This is a genomic window from Rhizobium acidisoli (genome assembly GCF_002531755.2).
Lineage (GTDB): Bacteria > Pseudomonadota > Alphaproteobacteria > Rhizobiales > Rhizobiaceae > Rhizobium > Rhizobium acidisoli.
Genome location: NZ_CP035002.1, coordinates 331,250 through 354,090, shown reverse-complemented (window position 1 = coordinate 354,090; position 22,841 = coordinate 331,250). Strand labels below are relative to the sequence as shown.

At 63.1% G+C, this 22,841-nt stretch carries 24 protein-coding genes; 10 read left to right on the top strand and 14 right to left on the bottom strand.

Annotated features, from left to right (window positions below):
- Positions 1-2 precede the first annotated feature (2 nt).
- The 6 genes from CO657_RS34035 to CO657_RS34010 form a co-directional block, all read right to left on the bottom strand.
- On the bottom strand, positions 3-1,100 hold the full coding sequence (locus tag CO657_RS34035; RefSeq protein WP_054183543.1) for a BMP family ABC transporter substrate-binding protein: 1,098 nt from the start codon (positions 1,098-1,100) through the stop codon (positions 3-5).
- A gap of 25 nt (positions 1,101-1,125) precedes the next feature.
- Positions 1,126-2,505 (bottom strand): amidohydrolase, encoded by a 1,380-nt coding sequence (locus CO657_RS34030; RefSeq protein WP_054183542.1) that lies wholly within the window; start codon positions 2,503-2,505, stop codon positions 1,126-1,128.
- Between the two features lies 1 nt (position 2,506).
- Complete coding sequence (locus CO657_RS34025; protein WP_012555538.1) at positions 2,507-3,169, bottom strand: glutathione S-transferase family protein; 663 nt, start codon at positions 3,167-3,169, stop codon at positions 2,507-2,509.
- Positions 3,166-4,011 (bottom strand): aromatic ring-hydroxylating oxygenase subunit alpha, encoded by an 846-nt coding sequence (locus CO657_RS34020; RefSeq protein WP_054183541.1) that lies wholly within the window; start codon positions 4,009-4,011, stop codon positions 3,166-3,168. The genes CO657_RS34025 and CO657_RS34020 overlap by 4 nt, the downstream gene beginning before the upstream one ends.
- Complete coding sequence (locus CO657_RS34015) at positions 4,008-4,661, bottom strand: Rieske 2Fe-2S domain-containing protein (RefSeq protein ID WP_054183540.1); 654 nt, start codon at positions 4,659-4,661, stop codon at positions 4,008-4,010. Before CO657_RS34015 ends, CO657_RS34020 begins: the two co-directional genes overlap by 4 nt.
- Before the next feature lie 126 nt (positions 4,662-4,787).
- A complete protein-coding gene (locus tag CO657_RS34010) occupies positions 4,788-5,054 on the bottom strand; it encodes an acylphosphatase (protein ID WP_054183539.1) in 267 nt (88 codons plus the stop codon).
- A 259-nt stretch (positions 5,055-5,313) separates the two neighbouring features.
- Between CO657_RS34010 and hpaR the strand changes: the two genes are divergently transcribed.
- The 10 genes from hpaR to CO657_RS33960 all read left to right on the top strand — a co-directional run bounded on the left by hpaR (position 5,314) and on the right by CO657_RS33960 (position 15,678).
- A complete protein-coding gene (gene hpaR, locus CO657_RS34005) occupies positions 5,314-5,817 on the top strand; it encodes a homoprotocatechuate degradation operon regulator HpaR (protein ID WP_054183538.1) in 504 nt (167 codons plus the stop codon).
- A gap of 111 nt (positions 5,818-5,928) precedes the next feature.
- A complete protein-coding gene (locus CO657_RS34000) occupies positions 5,929-6,915 on the top strand; it encodes a helix-turn-helix domain-containing protein (RefSeq protein ID WP_054183537.1) in 987 nt (328 codons plus the stop codon).
- Positions 6,916-7,017: 102 nt separating this feature from the next.
- Positions 7,018-8,424 (top strand): aldehyde dehydrogenase family protein, encoded by a 1,407-nt coding sequence (locus CO657_RS33995; RefSeq protein ID WP_054183536.1) that lies wholly within the window; start codon positions 7,018-7,020, stop codon positions 8,422-8,424.
- Positions 8,425-8,427: 3 nt separating this feature from the next.
- Positions 8,428-10,023 carry a GMC family oxidoreductase gene (locus tag CO657_RS33990; RefSeq protein WP_054183535.1) on the top strand — a complete coding sequence of 532 codons (1,596 nt, stop codon included), beginning with the start codon at positions 8,428-8,430 and terminating at the stop codon, positions 10,021-10,023.
- A 58-nt stretch (positions 10,024-10,081) separates the two neighbouring features.
- Positions 10,082-11,335, top strand: coding sequence for an ABC transporter substrate-binding protein (locus CO657_RS33985; RefSeq protein ID WP_054183534.1), 1,254 nt, complete (start codon positions 10,082-10,084; stop codon positions 11,333-11,335).
- Positions 11,336-11,401: 66 nt separating this feature from the next.
- Positions 11,402-12,268: a branched-chain amino acid ABC transporter permease gene (locus CO657_RS33980; protein WP_054183533.1), complete on the top strand. Its 867-nt coding sequence runs from the start codon at positions 11,402-11,404 to the stop codon at positions 12,266-12,268.
- Positions 12,265-13,302 carry a branched-chain amino acid ABC transporter permease gene (locus CO657_RS33975; RefSeq protein ID WP_054183532.1) on the top strand — a complete coding sequence of 346 codons (1,038 nt, stop codon included), beginning with the start codon at positions 12,265-12,267 and terminating at the stop codon, positions 13,300-13,302. The genes CO657_RS33980 and CO657_RS33975 overlap by 4 nt, the downstream gene beginning before the upstream one ends.
- A complete protein-coding gene (locus CO657_RS33970; RefSeq protein WP_054183531.1) occupies positions 13,299-14,003 on the top strand; it encodes an ABC transporter ATP-binding protein in 705 nt (234 codons plus the stop codon). The genes CO657_RS33975 and CO657_RS33970 overlap by 4 nt, the downstream gene beginning before the upstream one ends.
- Position 14,004: 1 nt before the next feature.
- The gene (locus CO657_RS33965) at positions 14,005-14,721 is read left to right on the top strand and encodes an ABC transporter ATP-binding protein (protein ID WP_054183530.1); all 717 of its coding nucleotides are present in this window, start codon (positions 14,005-14,007) and stop codon (positions 14,719-14,721) included.
- Positions 14,722-14,736: 15 nt separating this feature from the next.
- Positions 14,737-15,678: an AraC-like ligand-binding domain-containing protein gene (locus tag CO657_RS33960; protein ID WP_054183529.1), complete on the top strand. Its 942-nt coding sequence runs from the start codon at positions 14,737-14,739 to the stop codon at positions 15,676-15,678.
- Positions 15,679-15,711: 33 nt separating this feature from the next.
- Here the strand turns inward: CO657_RS33960 and CO657_RS33955 are convergent, their stop codons facing one another.
- The 8 genes from CO657_RS33955 to hpaD all read right to left on the bottom strand — a co-directional run bounded on the left by CO657_RS33955 (position 15,712) and on the right by hpaD (position 22,822).
- Complete coding sequence (locus CO657_RS33955; protein WP_054183528.1) at positions 15,712-16,101, bottom strand: nuclear transport factor 2 family protein; 390 nt, start codon at positions 16,099-16,101, stop codon at positions 15,712-15,714.
- Between the two features lie 10 nt (positions 16,102-16,111).
- Positions 16,112-16,891, bottom strand: coding sequence for a MoaF C-terminal domain-containing protein (locus tag CO657_RS33950; protein ID WP_054183527.1), 780 nt, complete (start codon positions 16,889-16,891; stop codon positions 16,112-16,114).
- A gap of 18 nt (positions 16,892-16,909) precedes the next feature.
- Positions 16,910-17,698: an SDR family NAD(P)-dependent oxidoreductase gene (locus CO657_RS33945; protein WP_054183526.1), complete on the bottom strand. Its 789-nt coding sequence runs from the start codon at positions 17,696-17,698 to the stop codon at positions 16,910-16,912.
- A gap of 112 nt (positions 17,699-17,810) precedes the next feature.
- The gene (hpaI, locus tag CO657_RS33940) at positions 17,811-18,617 is read right to left on the bottom strand and encodes a 4-hydroxy-2-oxoheptanedioate aldolase (RefSeq protein ID WP_054183525.1); all 807 of its coding nucleotides are present in this window, start codon (positions 18,615-18,617) and stop codon (positions 17,811-17,813) included.
- Positions 18,618-18,629: 12 nt separating this feature from the next.
- Complete coding sequence (hpaH, locus tag CO657_RS33935; protein ID WP_054183524.1) at positions 18,630-19,433, bottom strand: 2-oxo-hept-4-ene-1,7-dioate hydratase; 804 nt, start codon at positions 19,431-19,433, stop codon at positions 18,630-18,632.
- On the bottom strand, positions 19,433-20,305 hold the full coding sequence (locus CO657_RS33930) for a fumarylacetoacetate hydrolase family protein (protein ID WP_054183676.1): 873 nt from the start codon (positions 20,303-20,305) through the stop codon (positions 19,433-19,435). The genes hpaH and CO657_RS33930 overlap by 1 nt, the downstream gene beginning before the upstream one ends.
- Positions 20,306-20,330: 25 nt before the next feature.
- Positions 20,331-21,782 (bottom strand): NADP-dependent succinate-semialdehyde dehydrogenase, encoded by a 1,452-nt coding sequence (gabD, locus tag CO657_RS33925; RefSeq protein ID WP_054183523.1) that lies wholly within the window; start codon positions 21,780-21,782, stop codon positions 20,331-20,333.
- A 59-nt stretch (positions 21,783-21,841) separates the two neighbouring features.
- Positions 21,842-22,822 (bottom strand): 3,4-dihydroxyphenylacetate 2,3-dioxygenase, encoded by a 981-nt coding sequence (hpaD, locus tag CO657_RS33920; protein WP_054183522.1) that lies wholly within the window; start codon positions 22,820-22,822, stop codon positions 21,842-21,844.
- Positions 22,823-22,841 lie beyond the last annotated feature (19 nt).

The following is a 22,841-nucleotide window of genomic DNA, read 5'->3' as shown; positions in this document are numbered from 1 at the left end:
AATTATTTCGGCAGCGGCGTCGAGACGCCCTTGACGTGCCAATTCATGGCGATGATCTCGGGGTCGGCCATGGTTGCGCCCGAGGCCACACCTTCGCTGCCGTCGGCCTTGGTGATCGGCCCGGTGAAGGGCGAGAAGCTGCCGTCGGCGATCTTTGCCTCGACCTCTTTGATCTTGGCCATCACGTCGGCCGGAATATCGGCGCTCCAGTCGACCACCTCGACAACCTTGTCGGCAACGCCGAGAAACGCATTGGCCCCCTTGAACGTGCCGGCGAGATGGGCATCGACCGAGGCCTTGAAGAACGGCGACCAATCCGTCGAGACGCAGCCGAGATAAGTTTTCGGCGCATATTTCTTCATCGAGGAGTTGAGGTTGAAGGCGTAGACGCCGGCGTCTTCGCAAGCCGAGATGACGGATGGCGTATCCTGGGCATTGGAGAAGATCACGTCGCACTTCTGTGCGATCAGCGCCTTGGCTGCCTCCTGCTCCTTGGCCGGGTCGAACCAGGAATTGACCCAGACGACGGAGACTTCGATATCCGGCTTGACCGCCTGGGCGCCGAGCGTAAAGGCATTGATCGAGGTGATGAGTTCGGGAATGGCAAAGGCCGAGACGGAGCCGAGCTTACCGGTCTTGCTGAGTGCCGCCGCTGCCATGCCGAGCAGATAGGTGCCCTGGAAATATTTGGCGGCGAACGGCGAGAAATTGGGAGCAACCTGGAAGCCGGAGGCATGCAGGACCGTCACGCTCGGATCACGGCGGGCGATCTGCAGGGCGCCGTTCTGATAGCCGAAGGAGCCGGCGATCAGAAACTTGTTTCCGTCGGCGACCGTCTTGGTCATAATGCGGTCGGCGTCCGGGCCTTCGGCGATATTCTCAAGCACGGTGACCTTCACCTTGTCGCCGTAAGCGGCCTTGATCGGCTCGAGGCCGGCGGCAAGGGCGTGCCCCCAGCCGACGTCGCCGATCGGCGAAGGGACGACGAGGGTGATGCCGAGCGGCTGGTCGGCGGCGAAAGCAAGACGGCTGCCGAGCGCGCCGGCAAGGCCGGTGGCGGCAGCGGCCGTCATCAGGTTTCTGCGGGTCAGTTTGGTCATGTTCTCAGTTCCCTCTTTTGGCTTTTTAAAATTCTACGGCGGATAGTGCAGCCTCGGCGTCGGCCGACAGTTTGGCCTCGTCGAGACCGGGAAACTCCCCGTTCTGCCAGACGATGCGGCCATTGATCATCGTCATATCGGTCGCCATGCCGATGCCGACGCGGGCAATCAGGCTCAACGGATCGTGCCGCGTACCGACATAATCCATGCGACGCGTGTCAATCGCAAACAGGTCGGCTGCCATGCCGGGCGCCAGCCGGCCGATGTCGCGCCTGCCGAGCAGGCTCGCACCGCCTGTCGTGCCGTAGCCGAGGAAATCGACGGGCGGCGGCACGGGATGGGCGCGGCTCGAAGATACCAGGCACTGCAGCATATAGGCAGAGTGCAGGCAGTGCATCAGATTGGAATTGTCGTTGGAGGCGGCCCCGTCGCAGCCAAGGCCGATGCGCAGGCCGAGGGCGGCCATGGCGGGAATATCGGTGACCTCGGCGCCGACAAGATAAACCGGTTCGGGGCAGTGCGCCACGCCGGTGCGGCTCGCCGCCATCGTCCTGAGTTCGTCGTGGGTCAACTCCCAGCAATGGGCATAGAAGGCGTCGGGGCCGGCAAAGCCGAGTTCTTCCAGATAGTCGACGGTGCGCATACCATAACGAGCGTGAATGACCGGGCTTTCGCCCTCGCCGACATGGGTGTGCATCATGACGCCGCGATCACGCGCTAGCGCCACCGATTCCGCAAAGGTCTCGCGATAGCAATTCACCGGCTGGCAGGGCGCCACCACGACCTGGCGCATACTGAACGGCTTGGCATCGTGGTAAGTGTCGATCAGCCGGGCGCAGTCGGCGATAAATTCGTCGGTCGTTTCCAGCATCTCGTCGGGAATGGTCGAGCCCTGCGACTTCGGCAGAGTATTGCCGCCGCGGCCAGCGTGGAAGCGCATGCCGAAGAGCTCGGCGGCTTCGAACTGGCGGTCGATCAGCCGCTTCCCGGCGTGCCGGGGGAAATTATATTGATGGTCGAACGCCGTGGTACAGCCATGTTTGATCATCTCGGCCATCGCCGTGACGGAGGAGTGGTAAAAACACGCCTCATTGAGCTGCGAAAAGATCGGGTAGATGCGGTCCAGCCACTCGATGACCGAAAGCTTCGTCCAGTCGAGATCGGCGCGATTGCGCACGAAGCATTGAAAAAAATGATGATGGGTATTGACGAGGCCGGGATAGACGAACCAGCCGGTGGCATCCTGAACGGTCGTGCCGTCGCGAAGCGCGTCCGCCGCCAGATTTTCACCGATCGCCACAATCGCCGAACCGTCGGTTAGCAGATCGACATTGCGACGGACGACCGGCCCCTTGCCATCGTCGACAATCACGGCCGTGCAGTTCTTCAGGAGATATCCCGCCATGTCACGCCTCGCCCGGTTCTTCGATATGAGGTTCGGGCTTCAATTCGTGCAGCCGGTGAATACCCGGCATTTCGATAAACCTGTCGAGGGCGCGCAGTGCCCGCGACCAAAGCCGGATGGCGGGATAGGAATCCAGCGCCACGCCCCCATCGGGTGCCAGCGCCACATAGGGAAAGCAGGCGATGTCGGCGATTGTCGGCCGGTCGGCGGCAAGATAGCGCATGCCGCGAAGACCCTGCTCGACGAGCCCGGCCTCAAGCTCGCGAAGTGCGGCGATGCCCTGGGCCTGCAGCGCGTCGATATCGCCCGGCCGCAGCAGCATTTCATGAAGCCGTGCGCCACCCAGGCTTGCCGTCAGCCGGCCCGAGAACGACAGCCATTGCTGCACCCGGGCCGCTTCCTCGGCCTTGCCGCTGCCAAGCCATTCGGGTGCTGCCTTGGCGGCGAGATAAACGAGGATCGCCGACGACTCGGTCAGGATCAGATCGCCATCCTCCAGGATTGGAATGGAGCCTGCCGGATTGAGGGCGAGAAGCTCGGGGCCGCGATGCTCGGCGCCGGGATGGAAATCCACCGGGCGGAGTTCCAGTTTCACGCCGGTCAGCGCCGCCATCAGGCGCACCTTGTAGCAACTGGGGGAGAGAATGTAGTCGTAGAGCTTCATTGCGCCACCAGCTGCGCGCCATAGGTATAATTGTGACGCTTCAGCCAGCGTCGGTAGGCGATCGATGTGAGATCGGCCCGCGTCGGGATTTCCATGCCGGGATCGAGCGGCAGAAGCGGCGGGATCTGGTTTTCCAGGATCGAACGGTCCTGCAGGAAGATCGTCTGCTGGAAGTGGATGAGATCGGTCATCGCGGTCTCGTCATCGAAAAGCGCCATCCACGGCCAGACGTCGCACAGGTCCTCGGCCAGCGGCTGCACGAAGAGCGTGATGACATCCCATTCGCTCGGACGCGGCGGGCAGGTCTTGTAGAGCACGGAGCAGGTTGGTGCCGGCACGCGGTACATATACTCCGTGGTGATGCCGCCGCTTGCCGATTTGGCGGCCTGCGGCTGGTAAAACTTCACCTGCGTTGCCCAGACTTCATCTTCCTCCTCGCGGATCTCGACCGTGTAGTTCTGAACCTCGGTGTGCGGCTCCGCGCCGAGAATGTCAGTGTGGACGAAGGGGAAATGGGCAATGTCGAGAAAATTCTCGACGGCGCGCAGGGGCGAGCAGCGCACGCGCACCACGCCGACGTCGACGAAACGGCGGCCGGGCTGGTCGGCCTCGGGAATCGGGAAAATTTCCTTCTGCGGTTCGCCGAGCGAGGACCAGACATGGCCGTAACGCACGCGCACCGGCAAAACACGGCCGTCGCCGCCCGTGACCCTCGCATTGCCATCGGCGTCGCGCGCCACCTCGATCGGCTCGCCCATCAGCGCCGTCTTGCGACCGGCGCTATCGAGCTGACTGAAAAGCCCAACCGGATACCATTCGTCGATCATCGCCTGCATGCTCACCGCGCGATCTCCTTTTTCTGAAGATCCTCAGCCCGGCGCCGCAGACTTTCGGCGGCCTGCGAAGCGCCGATGGCCGCGGCAGGGCCGACGTCATCCTTCAGGAGCACATGGATCAGCGTCTGACCGTCTTCCTGGGCGGATAGTAGCAGACAGAGAGTGCCGGTGGGTGCGTCGATCTCGAGAAGACCGTCAGGGTTCGCCTTCACGCCGGCCGCCGCTTCAATCGCGGCGGTGCCTGCAAACGCCGTCAGCGAGCGTAGGGGAATGAGGCCGTCAAGCCTCGGCGGCTTCGAAGCGGGCGTGCCGACGGCCACCCAGATCACGCTGCCTGCTTCCTCGACTTCATGGGTGGCGACACGGATGGTTTCCGGCGGCGCCAGTCCCGGATGGGCGGGAATGCGCAGACAGTTTCCGGCCTCGCCATAGCTCCAGCCGTGATAGATGCACGAAAGTGCCTCGCCGCGCACGAAGCCATGAGACAAGCGCATGCCGCGGTGCGGACAGCGATCCGCCGATGCCGATATACGCCCCGAAGCGCTGCGCCAGAGGGCGATCGATCCAGATGCCGTCCGGGCCGGCATGACGGTAGCGGCCGGCAGATCCCGGGAAAGGGCGACTGGCGTCCAAAAGCCGGTCGGATCGGATGGCATGACTAGACTTCCTGAACCATACTACGTTTTGTAAAACGATACGCTCAAGGCCTCACGTTTGCATAGTTTTTTCGCATTGGCAACAATGGTTAAATAATATGCATATCGCAAAAACCGCATTTGGTGTCAGGCCGTTTCGCCGATCATCGCAGTGCGTTCTATGCTCTCGACCCATACGTCGATTGGCCCCAGTGAGCACCCCACCTCCATCATGTCGATCAACTCCTCCGGTCCTGAAAGCTCGAGTTCTATCCGCATTGAACTTGCATGCGATATGCTGTGCGAGAGCCCGAGTTTGGCGGCATGGCGCCGGATCCAGGGGATAAAGGACGCAGCCTTGAGATCACCGATAATCGTCATCCGCTCCTGAAGGTGGCTTGTATCTTGTCCCATGCTCGCCCTTGTTTTTCCAACACCATAGCGCCTGAATGAACTTGCGAAAGGGGTATCGTCGAAGCGAGGGTACGCTGTCGGCGTTTGCTCTGCAAAAGACCGGCGACCGTCCACGATGTTCATAGGCTTTGTCGGTCGATCGAGAGGCTGGGCTTGTGGTTGGTCGTTGCTGTGTTAACTAGCTGTCTTGCGGTTTTCCGCCGGCTGCTCAAGGCCAGCGGAAAATCCCGCATTCAACAGCTGCGCGATCGGAACCCGCATGAAGAATGGACAGCAGGATAAACGCGAAATGCCCTCGTCGCCGACCAGCCGGTCGCCGCAGGAGCGCCAGCGGTCCCTGGCGATCGGGCTTTTGCGTGCGCGCGAAGCGGTGATGAGCCATTTCCGGCCGATCCTGGCGGCGCATGATGTAACCGAGCAGCAGTGGCGGGTCATTCGTGTGCTCTCGGAAGCGGGAACGCTCGATGCAAGCGAAGTGGCGGAAAAGGCCTCGATCCTGGCGCCGAGCCTGACGCGCATGATCCGCTCGCTCGAGGAGCGCGGCTTCATCACCAAACATAAGGACAAGGCCGACGGCCGACGGGTGCTGCTGCGGATTACGGCCGCAGGGCGGGCAATGGTCGACGAGGTCATGCCGGAGAGCCTGAAGGTCTACGCCGATATAGGTGCTCGCTTCGGTGGAGAGCGGGTCGAGCAACTCTTGGACATGCTTGACGAACTGACGGCGCTGAGACTCGAAGGTGGGACGAGCGGTGAAGAGTGACGCCTTTCGGTCGCTGTGGAAAGCCGCTTGATTAATGTGTTAAATATACGATTGACGACCCGCCCGGTCTGCGGCAGTCTTCCGCGGTATTGACACTGTTGGGAGGCAGAGTTGGACCTGTTGCAGAACCGCAGCCTCGTCGATCGCGCCTGGGCGCCGACACCTTACGATCAATGGTCGGACGATCTTCATAACATCTGTGGGAATTTCAATCCGCACACGATGGAGCGCGGCGACAAGGTGGTCGGCACGGCAAGCCGCATCGACGTCTGCGGCATGGAATTCGCCCATGTCTCCAACGATCTCGATTATGTCCATCGCGGCTGGGACGATATTCGCCGCGATGCCCACGAGCATCTGTTCCTGATCCTGCAGCTCGAGGGAGCCTGTGGCGTAGAGCATTCCGGCCAGCAGAACATTCTCGATGTCGGCGAATGCATTCTGGTCGATTCCACGCGGCCGACCACCTTCTATTTCCGCGGTCACTTCTCCAATCATCTGTCCCTGCATTTGCCGCGGCAATTGATATATTCGGGCAGCAAGGTGGATTTCGACGTGGCCCGCAAGCTTGCGGCCGACGATCCGATGACGATGATGCTGCGTGCGCTGATCGCCAAGATGATGACGACGCCGGAAAGCGAAGCGGCCTCGCCGCATCTGCGCCAGCTGATGTTCGACACGACGCGCCAGGCATTTCTGTCGACCGACATCCAGACGGCAAGCCTGACTTCCTTGCATGAGAGTGCCGGCAGGCGCATGCAGATGGTCGATATTCTGATCGACAAACACCTGACCGAGAGCGATCTCAGCGCCAAATGGCTGGCGACGAGGCTCGGCGTTTCGATCCGCACGCTGCAGCAGGACTTCCAGGGACTGGGCATGACCTGCACCACCGTCATCCGCGACAAGCGCCTGCGCTTTGCACGCGAAAAGATCGAGCAGCTCAAGGAGCAGCGCAACACCGGAACGATCGCCGAAGTCGCCTATTCCGCCGGCTTCAACGACATTTCCTATTTCAACCGCAGCTTCAAGGAACTGTTCGATTGTGCGCCGAGCGAGCTGCTGCGCGCCGGCGAACCGGTGCCAAAGATGGTCTGACGCGCAATTTGCGCTTCCGTCCAAGACGAGGTGCGTTTCTCCCCAAGACGGTTTTTCCAGCCAAAGTCATAGTCCTCCCCAATGTCACGGGAGGAGAATATCGTGAAGCAGTCTACCCTGCTCATCGGTGGCGAAACTGTCGCCACCGCCCATCATGCGCCGGTTGCCAATCCGTCGAACGGCGAAATCGTCGGCTATATGCCGCTTGCCGGGGAAACCGATCTCGACCGGGCCGTTGCCGCCGCTGCCGAGGCCTTCAAAAGCTGGTCGCAGACCTCGAATGAAGAACGCGCCGCGGCCTGCCGGGCCATTGCCGAGAAGATTGCCGAGCACGCCGAAGAACTGGCGCAGATCCTGACCCGGGAGCAGGGCAAGCCGCTCAACGGTCTAGGATCGCGCTTCGAAATCGGCGCAGCACTTGCCTGGACGCGCCATACGGCCGAACTCGACCTGCCAGTCGAAATCCTGCAGGATGACAATGAGGGCCGTGTCGAGCTGCATCGCAAGCCGATCGGCGTCGTCGGCTCGATCACGCCCTGGAACTGGCCGGTCATGATCGCCTGCTGGCACATCGTGCCGGCGCTGCGGGCCGGCAATACCGTCGTCATCAAGCCGTCGCCCCTGACGCCGCTCTCGACCATCCGTCTCGTCGAGATCATCAACACGGTGCTGCCGGCCGGCATCGTCAATGTGATCACCGGCGAAAACAGCATCGGTGCGGCGCTTTCCGCCCATCCAAGCATTGCCAAGATGACCTTCACCGGCTCGACCGAAACCGGCAAGAAGATCATGGCCTCGGCGGTGGCCACCCTGAAGCGGCTGACGCTGGAGCTTGGCGGCAACGATGCGGGCATCGTGCTGCCCGACGTCGATCCGAAAGCCATCGCCGAGGGCCTGTTCTGGGGCGCCTTCATCAACAACGGCCAGACCTGCGCGGCGCTGAAACGCCTCTATGTGCATGACAGCATCTATGAAGAGGTCTGCGCAGCACTTGCCGATTATGCCGGCAAGATCACCATTGGCGACGGCCTGGATGAGGCAAGCATCCTCGGTCCGATACAAAACGAATTGCAGTTCAACAAGGTGCGCGAGCTCGTCGACGACGCGCGCGCAAAGGGCGGCCGCATTCTGACCGGCGGCGCGCCGCTGGATCGGCCCGGCTATTTCTACCCGATCACGCTGGTTGCCGATGTCGACCATGGTGTCCGGCTGGTCGATGAGGAGCAGTTCGGACCGGCCCTGCCAATCATCCGCTACAGCGATCTCGACGAGGTGATCGCCCGCGCCAACCAGAATCCGGCCGGTCTCGGCGGCTCGGTCTGGTCTGCCGATGTCGAGAAGGCGAAGCGCTATGCCATGCAGCTCGAATGCGGTTCGGTCTGGATCAACAAACATGGCGCGATCCAGCCAAACGCACCTTTCGGGGGCGTCAAACAATCCGGCATCGGCGTCGAATTCGGCGCCGATGGGCTGAAGGAATTCACAACGATCCAGACGGTGTTGAGCTGAGCCATGACGACTTACGATTACATCATCGTCGGTGGCGGATCCTCGGGCTGCGTGCTGGCCAACCGCCTGTCGGAAAACCCAGCGCACAAGGTGCTCCTGATCGAATCCGGCCGCCGCGACGCCGATCCGTGGATCCATATCCCCGCGACCTTTTTCAAGGTGCTGGGCAAGGGGATCGATATCCATCCCTATGCATCGAACCCGGACAAAGGCCTGAACGGCCGGCCGAGCATCGTGCCGCAGGGCAATGTGCTCGGCGGCGGCAGCTCGGTCAATGCGATGATCTATATTCGCGGCCATCGCAATGACTACGACACCTGGTCGCAGATGGGCTGCGAGGGCTGGTCCTATGACGATGTGCTTCCGGCCTTCCGCTCGCTGGAGCACAATGAGCGGCTGAACGGCCAATTCCACGGCAAGAAGGGCGGCCTGCACGTCTCCGATCCCCGCCATCGGCATCCGCTGAGCGAGGCCTTCGTCCAGGCGGCGACCGAAATCGGCATTCCCCATAATGACGATTTCAACGGCGCCGATCAGGCGGGCGTCGGCTTTTATCAGAGCACCACCCACGGCGGCCGGCGCTGGAGCTCAGCCCAGGCCTTTCTGCGCGAGGCGGAGAAGCGGCCGAATCTCACCGTGCTGACCGAGCGCAAGGTGGCGCGCCTGCTGTTCGAGGGGCAGAGGGCGACCGGCGTGGAACTGCTCGATGGTGCGACCTTCAGGGCGTCGCGCGAAATCGCGCTCACCGCAGGCGCCATCGCCACGCCGAAGATCCTGCAATTGTCGGGGATCGGCGATGGTGCGCATCTTGCCGCGCTGGGCATCCCGGTGATCGCCGATCTGCCGGGGGTCGGCGCCAATTATCAGGATCATCTCGAAGTGCCGGTACAAGGCGAGACGCGCGAGCCGATCTCGATCCTCGGCCACGACAGGGGCCTGCGGGCCGCCGGCCATATGCTGCGCTATCTCACCTCGCATCGCGGGCTGCTGTCGTCCAACGTCGTCGAATGCGGCGGCTTCGTCGATACCGCAGGCACCGGCCAGCCGGATGTGCAGTTCCATGTGCTGCCGGTGCTGATCGGCTTCGTCGACCGCGAAGCGGAGCCCGGCCACGGCCTCAGCATCGGGCCGTGTTACCTCCGGCCGCGGTCGCGCGGCTGGATCAGGCTGAAAAGCGCCGATCCCAGGGAGCAGACCGATTTCAACGCCAATCTGCTGTCTGATCCCGCCGATATCGAGACACTGGTGCGCGGTGTCGAAACGGCAATCCGCATCCTCGATGCCCCGGCGCTCGCCAAGCTGGTCAAGCGCCGCGTGCTGCCGAAACCCGGCGTCGAGAAAGATCCGGAGGCCCTGCGCGACTACATCAGGCAATCGGCCAAGACCGTCTTCCATCCGGCGGGAACGGCGCGCATGGGCCGCGCTGATGATCGCATGGCGGTCGTCGGATCGGATCTCAAGGTGCGCGGCGTCGAGGGGCTGCGTATCTGCGACGCCTCGGTGATGCCGACGCTGGTGTCGGGCAATACCAACGCGCCGACGATGATGATTGCAGCAAAGGCTGCCGCATTCATGACGGGAAAGGCGATTTCCGGCTGAGCCCGAAATCGCCGATCGCACTACCCCGTGGGGAGCGGGGCAACAACTGGAGGAGACAATGCCTATAAATCCAAGAGGGCTGGCAATCGGCCTTTTTCTGACGCTCGTTTCGGCGTTCAGCGCCCATGCCGCCGCATCCTGCGGCGACAATAGCGGCAAGCCGGCAACCGGCGAGCCGATCGTGATCGGCGCCATCACCGGCAAGACCGGGCCGGACGATTTCTCGAATTCGACCAAGGCTGCCAAGGCTTATTTCGACTGCCTCAATGCCAATGGCGGCATCAAGGGGCGACCGGTCAAATATCTGGTCGAGGACGACCAGTGGAATCCGGAGATCGCCGCGCAGCTTGCGGCCAAGCTCGTCAATGACGAGAAGGCCGTGCTGATGGTCGGCAATTCGAGTTTCGTCGAATGCGGCGCCAATGCCGATTTCTACAAGAAATCCGGCATTCTCGTCGTCGCCGGCGTCGGCGTCCCCCGCGAATGCTTCTTCGCGGCAAATTACGCGCCCACCAATGCCGGTCCGCGCGTCTCGATGCTCGGCGCCATGGGCTATGCGCTCGATCAGCTCAATGCCAAGTCGGTCGTCTGCATCGGCCCGAACATTCCGAATGTCGGAACCTGGTCCTGCGACGGGATCATCCAGCTTGCCAAGGAGAAGGGCCTGAAGGCCGACAGAATCCTGATGGATCCCGGCACCGCCGATTCCACATCGACCATCCTGCAGGCCGCGGCTTCCAAGCCGGATGTGATCATCCTCGGCCTGCCCAAGGGCGTCACCGTGCCGCTCTTGACCGCCGCCGAAGAACAGGGGCTGAACCAGAGCATCAAGTTCCTCAGCGCCGCCTCCGCCTATGATCTCTCGGTTCCCGGCACGATCGGCGGCGGCTGGGACGGCAATTTCATCGTCAACATGGAATTCAACGATCTCGAAGCGACGACGCCCGACAATCAGAACTGGCTCGCCGTCATGGATCAGTACGGCCAGAAATCGGATCCGCGCGATACCTTCGCCCAGGCCGGCTATCTCGCGGCACGGATTGCCGAAACGGCGCTGATGACGCTCGATCCCGCCAACATCAATCGCGAGACGGCTTCGGCCGCCGTGCGGGGGATCAAGGGCTTCAAGAGCGATATCTTCTGCGCGCCCTGGTATTTCGGTGACGGCCAGACCCGCCACAACGCCAATTCGACGACGCGCATGGCCGTCAGCGAGGGCGGCAAGTGGAAAGTCGTCTCCGACTGCGCGCCGTCGCCGGATCCTGAGCTGAAGGACATCCGCGCCTTCGAAAAGTCCGCCGGTCTCAACTGAGCCTGCGTCTGCCATCATGCTCCGCGGCATCACCCGCGGAGCATGATAAGTCCCAGAGGATCGCCCATGAACATTCTTCCTTTCATCATTTCGGGGCTCGGGATCGGAGCGGTCTATGCCCTGTCGGGCGTCGGCCTCGTCGTGCTGTTTCGCGCGACCGGTGTTCTCAATTTCGCTTTCGGCGCCTTCGGCGCGATCGGCGCACATTGCGCCTGGCAGCTGCTCGAATGGAAGATGCCGCTCGGCGTCGCCATCCTTGTCGCCGTTGCCGTCTCGACGGCGATCAGTTTCCTCTATGGCCGGGTCTTCGCGCCGATGCTGTCGCATCGCGACACCGTCGTGCGCGCCGTCGGCACGCTAGCGCCGGCGCTCGTCCTGATCGCGGTCATGGGCGTCACCTGGGCCGAGCTTCCGCGCCGCCTGCAATTTCCGACCGACCAGATGTTTGTGTCGCTCTTTGCCGTGCGCCTCACCTACACCCGTATCATCGCCCTTCTTCTTGCCGTCGCCATGGTCGTCGCGATCACCTTGCTGCTTTCTCGCACGCGGCTTGGCCTCGACATGCGCGCACTTGCCAATGATCGCGATCTCAGCGCTGTGCTCGGCGTACGCGTCCTCCATACCGAGACGGCCGCCTGGATCATCACCGGTATCTTCTCAGGCCTGGCCGGCCTGTTGCTTGCCGATCTTGTGCGCCTGCAGGGCACGTTTTTGACCCTGCTGGTCATCCCGGCCATTGCCGCGGCGATCCTTGGCCAGTTGCGCTCGCTCTGGGAAACGGCGGTTGCCGGCATTCTGATCGGCATCGCCGAGGCGGCACTGACGCCGATTGCCTGGATATCGCCCTATCGCGCGGCGGCCCCCTTCATCATCGCGCTTGCCGCTGTCACGATCCTGGGAGGCACGGCGAAGGCCGCGTTGAAAGACCGATGAGCGTTCAGCCGCAAACGATCGCCTCCAAGACCGAAGGCCCGCCGATGATCCGCTTGCCGAAGCAGCTTCTGCATGTCCCCGTGGCAATGACGCTCTTCGCAGCCGTGGTCGCTTTTCTCGCCAATTCCTTCTGGCTTTCGGCGGCAACATCGGCCGTCGCGCTGTCGCTGTCGGTTGCCGGTCTTGCCATTCTCTACGGTCAGCTCGGCCTGGTTTCGCTCTGCCAGTTCGCCCTCGTCGGCGTCGGCGGCTGGGTAACGCTGCGCATCGGTCACGCCTTTCATCCGCCCTTCGAGGTCAGCCTGCTTGCCGGCGGCATCGTCGCCTCCGCGGTCGGGCTCGCCTTCGGCGTGCCGGCCTTGCGGCTGCGTGGTCTCTACCTCGCGCTCGTCACCCTGATGCTCGCCGGCGGCTTCCAGATCATCATCAGCGCTTGGGGTTTTCCTGATGGCGGTCCTGGTTTTCTCGGTCGGGCGGACGGCTCCGGACGCGAAATGCTGGCGAGGCCTGCCATGGCCGACGGCGAGATTGCCTATTTCCTCTATGTCTGCGCGGCAGCGGCGATCGGTCTTTTGATCGCGCAATGGCATAAGCTTGCGCGTCCCGGCAGGGCCTGGGCGCTGATCCGCAAGGGCGAGACTGTCGCAGTCGCGAGCGGCGTCAACGTTCTCATCTACAAGGCCTGGGCTTTTGCGCTCAGCGGCCTGCTCGCCGGCCTTGCCGGCGGGCTGCTGGCCGGCAATGTCGGCCAGCTCGACGGGCGCGCCTTCGGCGCCTTTGAGAGCCTCAACCTCTTCGCGCTCGCCATCGTCGGCGGTGTCTTCAACTGGTATGGCGCGCTGATCGCCGGGCTTCTGCTGCGCGCGGTGCCGGCGCTGCTGACCGATCTCGGTATCGATGGTTATGTCACGATCGGCATTTTCGGCGTCGCCCTGTTCCATGCGCTGGCAACGGCGCCGACCGGCATAGCCGGCCAGATCGCAGCTCTGCTCGCCCGTCTGAACAGCGGCCTATCAAGGGGGAGGGCACGATGATCACCATCGACAATCTCGTCGTCCAGTTCGGTGGTGTGAAGCCGATCAACGAGCTCAGCGCCGTGCTCACCGCACCGGTCGCGGGCCTCATCGGCCCGAATGGAGCCGGCAAGACGACGTTGCTCAACGTGCTCTCCGGTTTCATCAGGCCGGTTCAGGGGACTGTGTCGCTCGGTGCTCAGGCGCTGTTGCCGATGACGCCGCTGCAGCGCGTGCGCGCCGGCCTGCGCCGCTCGTTCCAGACCGAACAGGTGGTCGAGGACCTGACCGTCGCCGGCAATATCGCGGCGATCGCCGATCATGTGGTTGGCGCGCCGCATCGCTCCGAAGCCGTGGACGAGGCGCTTTCCTTCGTCGGTCTCAGCGCCGCTGCCGACCGACTGGGGCAATCGCTCAATCTCTTCCAGCGCCGCCTGGTCGAACTGGCGAAATGTGTCGTCGGCGAGCCGAAGTTGATCCTGCTGGACGAGCCGGCCGCCGGCCTGACCGAGGAGGAGGGAAAGGCGTTTCGCGAGCTGGTGCTGCGCATCCCCGCGGAATTCCGGGCGCAGGTTCTGGTCATCGATCACGACGTCGACCTTATCCGCTCCATGTGCAGCGAAACCATGGTGCTCGACTACGGCAAGCTCCTGGCCCTCGGCCCGACGCAGGCCGTGCTCGCCGATCCGAACGTGCGGCGCGCCTATCTAGGGGAGTTCTGAGATGAGCGGGAATTCCGAGGTCCGCGTCGAAAACCTCGTCGTCGAACGCGGCGGCAAACGCGTCATCCACGACATTTCCTTTTCGGTCGCGGCCGGCAAGGTGACGACCCTGCTCGGCGCCAACGGAGCGGGGAAATCGAGCACGGTCATGGCCATGGCGGGTGTTCTGCCGCGCGGCGGAGCGGTGCGTCTGGGCGATGTCGCGCTCGAAGGATTTGTGCCCGACCGCATTCGCCGGGCAGGCCTTGCGCTCGTTCCGGAAGGGCACCGCGTGCTCGGGCAATTGTCGGTGGAGGACAATATCCTCGTCGCCGCGCTCGATCCTTCGGCAACGGCGCGCCGGCAGGGGCTGGAGCGCGCCTATGAGATCTTTCCCGAGCTTGCCGAGCGCCGGCGTCAGTCGGCTTCCGATCTTTCCGGCGGTCAGAAGCAGATGGTGGCGATGGCACAGGCTTTCGTCGCAAAGCCGCGTTTCATGATCGTCGACGAGCTTTCGCTCGGCTTGGCGCCTGCCGTGGTCAAGCGTCTGGCCGAGGCGCTGAAGATTGCCGCTGCCGGCGGCATCGGCGTGCTGCTGATCGAGCAATTCGCCAATCTGGCGCTGGATCTTGCCGATAAGGCTCTCGTGCTGGAGCGCGGCCGCCTCGTCTTCGACGGTCCCGCCGCGACGCTGAAAGGGCAGCCGGACATTCTCCACGGCGCCTATCTGGCGAGCTGAAGCGAGGAGGATGTCATGCGTTTTTCCGCTGATTACCGCCCTATCGAGACGGCTCGGGGCCAGGAATTCGCCGGGCTTGCCCGCGCGCTGTTCGGCAATGTCAGGCTCGATTTCACTGCGGCCGACGAGGAGAAGAGTTCGATGCTCTCGGCCATGCTGGGAGCCTGCCGGCTGACGCGGCTCGAAGCCGACCGGCATGTGGTTTTCGGCGAGCGGGTGACGGCGGGGCCCGACGATCCCGACGCGATCAAGCTGATCCTGCAGACCGAAGGCAGCGCCTCGATCACCCAGGGTGGCTTGCACGCGCCGGTCTCCAGCAATGCGCTTGTGATCTATGATCCGCGCCGGCCCTATGTGCTGACAAACAGTACGCCGGTTCGCCAGCTGCTATTGCAACTGCCGCGGCAGGCATTGCCGGAGGCCGCCGTCGAACGGCTGGCGGCACCCTTCAGCGCGCATGCCGAGCATGACGGCATGTGCCGCATTCTGTTGTCGCTGATGGAATCGACCATGTATGAGATCGGCCATCTGGATGCGGCGCGGCGCTCAAGCGTCGGCCAGACCATGATCGACCTCGTCCGCACCATGATCGGCGAAGGTCCGGCCGGACAGGTCGTCAACCCGCTTGACCTGTTGCTGGCGCGCATCAAGGACTTCATCGCCCGAAATATCGACCGGCCGGATCTCACCATCGCCATGATCGCGCGGCGCATGGGCTGCTCGGTGCGTTACATCTATCGCGCATTCGAGGCCGAGCGGCTGACGCCCTCCGACTATATCTGGGACCTGCGGCTGCAACGGGCCGCGGCGAAGCTGCGCGAGGCCGGCGGCCACAGCGGCGAAATATCGGGGATCGCCTTTGCGCTCGGCTTTTCCTCCAGCGCGCATTTTTCGCGGGCTTTCCGCGCCCGCTACGCTGTCTCGCCGTCGCAATGGCGCAAGGCCGCGCTTTCCTGAGGCGGCCCGGCTTTGCGCCGGGCCGCCCGGATTCTATCGCATCGATTCAGCGACGCGCAGCGTATCGGTAAACTGCTCGAAGCGCCGGATCTTGCCGTCCGCCACGCGCCAAGCATGGATGACGCGGGCCTTGAAGGATTTGCCGGTCTGCCGGTGGGTGCCGCTATAGTCACCGATGGCGATGACGTCGTCGCCGGCATCGAGGAGGCGCTCCAGCTTGAAGGTATAGCCGTCGAATGTCTCGCCGAGCGCCTGGAAGACATTCTTGCAGACTTCCTGCGGACCGACATAAGTGCCGGCGCAGGGAAAGCCGTCCATTTCGGTCCAGCGGCAGTCGGATGCGATGTCGGCCAGCATGCCGTTGATATCGCGGCGGTCGTTGGCGTCGTAATGCGCCTTTACGATGTCGAAAGCTCTTTTCATTGTCTTGTCCTCACACCGGTTCCTGGCCCGGCAGGTAATAGGTCATCGAGGCCTTGCGGATGAAGGCGCCGGCCGGGCTGTTCTGTATGCGTCCGTCACCGGCGATACCGAGAAATTTGCCGGTCGAGCGCATGTCGTCGAAATTATAGAAAAAGGTGGAAGCGACCGGGATTTTGAACTCGCGGAAGGTGAAGACGTACTGGTTCTCGTCGAATTTGTAGGTGGTCGTCAGATCGACGTCGCCATGGCCGCGCTGGACACCGACCAAGCACTGCCAGGCGTAGCGCTCAGAGGAAAGGTACGTGTGTTCGTAGACGTGATTGGGGCTGTAGGTGAAATGCGCCCTGAGCCCGATGAGGTCGCGGCTTTCGGCCGGCGCTGGCCCGCCGGCAGCGGCGCCCTCGACGATGCCGGGCCGGAAGATCTGCGCCACCTGCGGCTCGCCGACGGCATCCTTCGCATCGCGGACGATGGAATAGATCGAAAGCGCTCGGCGGGTCTGAACATTGACGATCAGCGTTTCGGCTTCCTGCGGCCGGCCGGCAAAGACGATCTCGACGAAATAGGTATTCGACCCGACCTCGATCACCTCAGCCCTGTCGGTCGCGCTTTCCTTGCCGTCGGACCAGCGGACCTCACCCTTGCCGAAGGAAAGTTCGAGCCGACGGCCATCGTCGAAGTTGACCCTATGGACAGAGCCGGCTAGCGCCTCCGTTGCCGGCAGCCGGTTGGTGTCGATGCCATAGGCGAATTCGTCGTAAGTCTTCCAATCCTTCGGCTTGTCGTTCATCGCTCTCTCCTCCTCATATCAATCCGCAAAGGCAAGGGTCGGCAGGTCGACGGTGCCGGCGCCGCCATCGACGGTCAGGATGGCGCCGTTGATCATCGCCGCCTCAGCCGAGGCGAGAAAGCAGACCGCGCCGGCCACGTCGTTTGCGGTGGCCGGCCGGCCGAGCGGCACATCCTTGGTAACGAGCGCGTAGGCCTCGTCGATATTCCTGAGCTTGAATTTTTCGACCACGGCCTGCATCTGCTCGTCAGCCATCGCCGTCCTCACCCACCCCGGGCAGACCGTGTTGGTGCGCACGCCCTTGCGGCCGTAGTCGCGCGCCAGCGACTTCGCAAGCCCGATGCAACCGTGCTTCATCGTGACGTAACCAGCCGCATCCGGCCCGGCGAACAGCCCGGCGATCGAGGCGAGAACGACGATATTGCCCTTGCTCCGGATCAGATGCGGCAGGCATTCGCGGGCGCTGACAAAAGCGGTATTGAGGTTCATCCGGATGGCGAGGTCCCAGGTCTCATCGGACATGCTGATCGTCGGCCCGACACCGTGGCCGCCGGCATTGGCAATCAGAATGTCGAGCCCGCCGAAGTCCTCGACGACCGTTTCGAGTGCTTCCCGCATCGCGGCGCCGTCAGCCGCATCGGCCGTGATGACGCTGGCGCCGATCTCATCGGCAACGGCGCGAAGCGGTTCGGGGCGCCGGCCGACGAGCGCGACATTGCCGCCTTCCTGCCGGATGCGCCGGGCGACCGCAGCACCGATGCCGGTGCCGCCGCCGGTGATCAGCGCCGTCTTATTGCTGAAACGCATATCTCTTCCTCCTGGACCTTTCGATTATCATGGTCGAAAGGCCGGGAGGCGTCCTGCCCAGGCGTGCAGTCCGTTTTGACTGAGCGTGCAAAACGCTGCGGGATGCGGGAGGTCAGTAGACCTTCACGTCGCCCGCCGGCCTGGCCGCTTCGGCCTTGTGGAAGTCTTCGAGCAGCTTGGCCGTGGCATTGGCGAGCAGCATGACGTCGTTGCCGATCGCGACGAAGGTGGCGCCGAGTTCGAGATAGCGCTTGGAAAGGGCGAGATCGCCGATCAGGATGCCGGCGGCCTTGCCGTGCGACTGGATCCTGGCAAGCGCCTTTTCGACTTCGGCCTGCACTTCGGGCGCGCCCGGTCGGCCGAGATAACCCATGTCGGCGGCGAGATCGGAGGGGCCGATGAAGACGCCGTCGACGCCTTCGGTCGTGGCAATCGCGTCGAGCGCGGCAAGCCCCGCGCGGCATTCGACCTGCAGCAGCAGGCAGATCTCGTCATTGGCGGTCTGGAGATAATCTGGAATGCGATTGAAATCGGAGGCGCGGGCAAGGGCAGCACCGACGCCGCGCACACCCTGCGGCGGATAACGCACGGCGCGGACCATAGCTTCGGCCATCTCCTTGCTGTCGACCATCGGAATGAGCAGCGTCTGCGCGCCGATATCGAGCATCTGCTTGATGATCCAGGTCTCGCCGACCGGCGGGCGGATCACCGCATGGCTTGCCGATCCCTTCATGGCCTGCAGCTGCGAGGCGAGAAGCGGCACGTCGTTCGGCGCATGTTCGGCATCGAGCAGCAGCCAGTCGTAACCGGCGCCGGCGCAGATTTCGACCGTATAGGGGCTGGCGAGCGCCTGCCAGAGACCGATCTGCGCCCGCCCCTCTTTCAGGGCCTGCTTGAAGAGGTTCTTAGGCGCCGGCATGTCTTTGCTCCTTCATGCAAAATAGAGGCTGACCGAGCCGTAAGGGCCGAAATCGGCATGAATGGTGTCGCCGTGCCGCGCCTCGATCGGACGGATGAATGAACCAGCCAGCACGATCTGTCCAGCCTCGATGCCATCGCCATATTGCGCCAGCCGGTTGGCGAGCCAGGCGACGCCGCGGGCCGGCTGGTTGAGGACGCCGGCCCCAAGCCCCGTCTCCTCGACTTCGGCATTGCGGCTGACGATCGCGCCCATCCAGCGCATGTCGATCTGGTCAGGCTTCACGGCGCGGCCGCCGGTGACGATGCCGGCATTGGCGGCATTGTCCGAAATCGTGTCGACGATGGTGCGCGCTTTCTTCGTGTCGGGATCGACCCGGAGGATGCGCGTATCGAGGATTTCAAGCGCCGGCGTCACGTAGTCGGTGGCGTTCAAGACATCGAAGATCGAGACGTTTGGCCCTTTGAGTGGAGCCTTCATCACGAAGGCGATCTCGGCTTCGATGCGCGGCTGGATGAAACGGTCAGCCGGTACGGTCGCGCCGTCTTCGAAGACCATATCGTCGATGAGCACGCCGGAATCGGGGATGTTGATGTTGAGGGCATACTGCATCGCCTTCGATGTCAGCCCGATCTTCCAGCCGATCGGCTTGCGGCCGCCGGCGATCTTCTTCTTCACCCAGGCGCTCTGGACGGCATAGGCGTCGTCCATGTCCATGGCGGGGTGTTTCAGCGACAAAAGCCCAGTCTGGACGCGGGTTCGCTCGGCCTGGTCGAGGCTTTCGGCCGCCACCTGGATTTCGTCCTGCGACAGCATCAGAACACCTCGTCGGCGATGGTGTTCTTCAGGATGCCGAGCCCGTCGGCCTCGACTTCGACGACATCGCCGGGCTTCAGCCAGATCGGCGGATCGAAGCGGGCGCCGGCGCCCGTCGGCGTTCCTGTGACGATGACGTCGCCGGGAACGAGAGTGGTGAAGGTGGAGATGTAATTGATGATCTTGCGGAAGGAGAAGATCATCCGGCTGGTGCGGTCGCTCTGGCGAACCTCGCCGTTGACGCGGGTTTCGAGCTTGATGTCCTCGAGCTGCGCGGCGTCGGTGAAGGGGATCAACCAGGGGCCGATCGCGCCGGTACGATCGAAATTCTTGCCCTGGGTGACGTTGAACTTCGCATGGCGCACCCAGTCGCGGATCGTGCCTTCATTGCAGAGCGACAGGGCGGCGATGTGGGAGAAGGCGTCGGCCTCGGCGATCCGCCGGCCGCCTTTGCCGATGACGATGACGATCTCGCCCTCATAATCGAGCTGCGGGCTTTCCGGCGGGCGGATCAACGCCTCGCCGTGGCCGGTGAAGGAACGGGGAAAACGGATGAACAGCGAGGGGTTGGAGGGGGCTGCCTGGCCGTCCTTATATTCCTCGTTGCGGTCGGGGAAATTGACCCCGACGCAGATGATCTTCTCCGGAGCCGGAATGGGAATTTCGAAGCGGATGTCGTGAAGCGCGAAATCCGGCTGCAATGATCTGCTCTCCTCGGCGAGCTGAACGAGGCGGCCCGCCTCGATCACCTCGCGAAGGCTCGCCCAGCTTGCGCCGTGGCGAGCCGACAGGTCGATGACGCCGCCCTCGACGGCAAGCCCATAGCCATGACGGCCGTTTCTGGAAAAGGACAGGAATCGTGGATGGGTCATGCTTGTCTCGGGCCTTCTCTTGGCCTCAGGCGATACCGCCGAGGCAGACATATTTGATTTCGGTGAATTCCTCGATGCCGTATTTCGAGCCTTCACGGCCGAGGCCGGAAAGCTTGACGCCGCCGAAGGGGGCTTCGGCCGTCGAGATCAGCCCGGTATTGACCCCGACCATGCCGTATTCCAGCGCCTCGGCGACCCGGAAGACCCGGGCGAGATCCTTGGCGTAGAAATAGGAGGCAAGGCCGAACTCGGTGTCGTTGGCCTGGGCGATCACATCGGCTTCGTCCTTGAAGCGGAAGAGTGGCGCCACGGGTCCAAACGTCTCTTCCTTCGCCACAGCCATGGCAGGGGTGACGTCGGCGAGCACTGTCGCCTCGTAGAAGCGTCCGCCGAGCCGATGGCGATGGCCACCCGCAACGACGCGGCCGCCCTTGGACAGCGCATCGGCGACATGCTCCTCGACCTTGGCAAGGGCGGACTCGTCGATCAGCGGGCCGAGATTGATGCCTTCGTCAAGGCCATTGCCGGTCTTCAACGTGGCCACCGCCTTCGACAACTTCTCGGCAAAGGCATCATAGACGCCCTCCTGCACATAGAGGCGGTTGGCGCAGACGCAGGTCTGGCCGTTGTTGCGGAATTTGGCGATCAGCGCGCCTTCCACCGCCGCATCGAGATCGGCATCGTCGAAGACGATAAAGGGCGCATTGCCGCCGAGCTCCAGCCCGAGCTTCTTGATGGTCGGCGCACTCTGCCTATAGAGCTCGGCGCCGACTTCGGTCGAACCGGTAAAGGTCAGCTTGCGCACGACGGGACTTGCAGTCATCTCGCCGCCGATTGCGCGTGCCGAACCGGTGAGAACGCTGAAGAGGCCCTTGGGAAAACCGGCGCGCTCGGCAAGGATGGCGATGGCGATCGCCGAAAACGGCGTCTGCGAGGCCGGCTTCAACACCATGGCGCAGCCGGCGGCAAAGGCGGGCCCTGCCTTGCGGGTGATCATCGCATTCGGGAAATTCCACGGAGTGATGGCTGCAACCACGCCGATCGGCTGCTTCATCACCAGGATGCGCTTATCCTTCTGATGGCCGGGAACGATGTCGCCATAGACGCGCCGCGCCTCCGCGGCAAACCATTCGATGAAGCTCGCCCCATAGGCAATCTCACCCTTGGCTTCGGCGAGCGGCTTGCCCTGTTCCGCCGTCAGGATGCGGCCGAGATCGTCCTGATTGTCCATCATAAGCTGGAACCAGCGGCGCAGGATGACCGACCGCTCCTTGGCGGTGCGGGCGGCCCATTCCTTCTGCGCAATCTCGGCCGCGGCAATCGCCGCCTTGGTCTCGGCTGCGCCGAGATTGGGAACGCGACCGATGATCTCGCCGGTCGCGGGATTATCAACCGCGATCCCATTGTCCCCCGCCTCGATCCAATCGCCGCCGACCAATGCGGCCTGCCGGAACAATGTTGCGTCTTTCAATTCCATGACTCTATCCTCGCCAACGTTGAAAAGCGGACGATTTCGCCCGCTTTCGGGGTAAACGTTCAAGGCGCGATGATCGGCTGTGCCTTTAACTCAGGCTCGACCACCTCGGCGCCGGCAAACAGGCTACCATGTTCGAACCAGGATTTGGGAGCCGGTGCGCCCCAAAGTGTCTGGCGCTGCGGATCCTTGAGGTCCCACTTGATCGGCTCCAGATCGGGATCGACCGTCTGGTAGTCCGAGCAGTAGATCTCGATGCGGTGGCCGTCGGGATCGAGGATATAGAGGAAGAAGGCATTGGAGATGCCGTGGCGGCCCGGGCCGCGCTCGATGTTGGAGACCCATCCGGTGGTTGCCATCAGGTCGAGCAGGTCGATGATGTTGAGCGGCGTCGGCACCCAGAAAGCGGTGTGGTGCAGACGCGGGCCGCGGCCGTTGGTGAAGGCGATGTCGTGCACGCCGCCCTTGCGGTGCGTCCAGGCGGCCCAGAGACGGCCGGTCTCGGCATCCTCGGTATATTCGGTGACGCGGAAGCCAAGCTCGTTATAGAAGGCGACGCTCTCGTCGACATTCGGCGAGAAGCAGTTGAAGTGGTCGATGCGCAACGGCTTGACGCCCTTGTAGAGCGCATATTTCTGATGGATCGGCGGCAGGCGATCCATCTTCGAATAGAATTCGAGCGGAATGCCGTGCGGATCGCGGGTGCGGAAGGTGCGCGCCTGATAGGGGCGCTCGATCCATTCCACAGGCAGGCCCTTGTCCTTGAAGAAATGGGCGGCCTTGTCGAGATCCTCGTCGCCGAAGACCTTGAAACCAAGGTCGCGGGCTTCGGCCTTGCCGGATTTCTTCAGCACGATGCAGTGATGGCCGCGTTCTTCGAGCGCCCTGAGATAGATGGTATCGACGGTCTCATCCGTCACCTGCAGGCCAAGCGTATCGACATAGAAGGCGCGGGACTTGGCGAGATCGGTGACGCCGAGTTCGACATGGCTGAGACGCACGATGTTGAAGGGCGGATAGAGATTGGGTGTCGGCAGGGGCATGGGTTCCTCCTCTTTATCA

Bases quoted from the DNA above. Each gene is read 5' to 3' on its own strand.
- CO657_RS34035 (WP_054183543.1), bottom strand. From the start codon at position 1,100: ATGACCAAACTGACCCGCAGAAACCTGATGACGGCCGCTGCCGCCACC.
- CO657_RS34030 (WP_054183542.1), bottom strand. From the start codon at position 2,505: ATGGCGGGATATCTCCTGAAGAACTGCACGGCCGTGATTGTCGACGAT.
- CO657_RS34025 (WP_012555538.1), bottom strand. From the start codon at position 3,169: ATGAAGCTCTACGACTACATTCTCTCCCCCAGTTGCTACAAGGTGCGC.
- CO657_RS34015 (WP_054183540.1), bottom strand. From the start codon at position 4,661: ATGCCATCCGATCCGACCGGCTTTTGGACGCCAGTCGCCCTTTCCCGG.
- CO657_RS34010 (WP_054183539.1), bottom strand. From the start codon at position 5,054: ATGGGACAAGATACAAGCCACCTTCAGGAGCGGATGACGATTATCGGT.
- hpaR (WP_054183538.1), top strand. From the start codon at position 5,314: ATGAAGAATGGACAGCAGGATAAACGCGAAATGCCCTCGTCGCCGACC.
- CO657_RS33990 (WP_054183535.1), top strand. From the start codon at position 8,428: ATGACGACTTACGATTACATCATCGTCGGTGGCGGATCCTCGGGCTGC.
- CO657_RS33985 (WP_054183534.1), top strand. From the start codon at position 10,082: ATGCCTATAAATCCAAGAGGGCTGGCAATCGGCCTTTTTCTGACGCTC.
- CO657_RS33980 (WP_054183533.1), top strand. From the start codon at position 11,402: ATGAACATTCTTCCTTTCATCATTTCGGGGCTCGGGATCGGAGCGGTC.
- CO657_RS33975 (WP_054183532.1), top strand. From the start codon at position 12,265: ATGAGCGTTCAGCCGCAAACGATCGCCTCCAAGACCGAAGGCCCGCCG.
- CO657_RS33970 (WP_054183531.1), top strand. From the start codon at position 13,299: ATGATCACCATCGACAATCTCGTCGTCCAGTTCGGTGGTGTGAAGCCG.
- CO657_RS33965 (WP_054183530.1), top strand. From the start codon at position 14,005: ATGAGCGGGAATTCCGAGGTCCGCGTCGAAAACCTCGTCGTCGAACGC.
- CO657_RS33960 (WP_054183529.1), top strand. From the start codon at position 14,737: ATGCGTTTTTCCGCTGATTACCGCCCTATCGAGACGGCTCGGGGCCAG.
- CO657_RS33955 (WP_054183528.1), bottom strand. From the start codon at position 16,101: ATGAAAAGAGCTTTCGACATCGTAAAGGCGCATTACGACGCCAACGAC.
- CO657_RS33950 (WP_054183527.1), bottom strand. From the start codon at position 16,891: ATGAACGACAAGCCGAAGGATTGGAAGACTTACGACGAATTCGCCTAT.
- CO657_RS33945 (WP_054183526.1), bottom strand. From the start codon at position 17,698: ATGCGTTTCAGCAATAAGACGGCGCTGATCACCGGCGGCGGCACCGGC.
- hpaI (WP_054183525.1), bottom strand. From the start codon at position 18,617: ATGCCGGCGCCTAAGAACCTCTTCAAGCAGGCCCTGAAAGAGGGGCGG.
- hpaH (WP_054183524.1), bottom strand. From the start codon at position 19,433: ATGCTGTCGCAGGACGAAATCCAGGTGGCGGCCGAAAGCCTCGACCAG.
- CO657_RS33930 (WP_054183676.1), bottom strand. From the start codon at position 20,305: ATGACCCATCCACGATTCCTGTCCTTTTCCAGAAACGGCCGTCATGGC.
- gabD (WP_054183523.1), bottom strand. From the start codon at position 21,782: ATGGAATTGAAAGACGCAACATTGTTCCGGCAGGCCGCATTGGTCGGC.
- hpaD (WP_054183522.1), bottom strand. From the start codon at position 22,822: ATGCCCCTGCCGACACCCAATCTCTATCCGCCCTTCAACATCGTGCGT.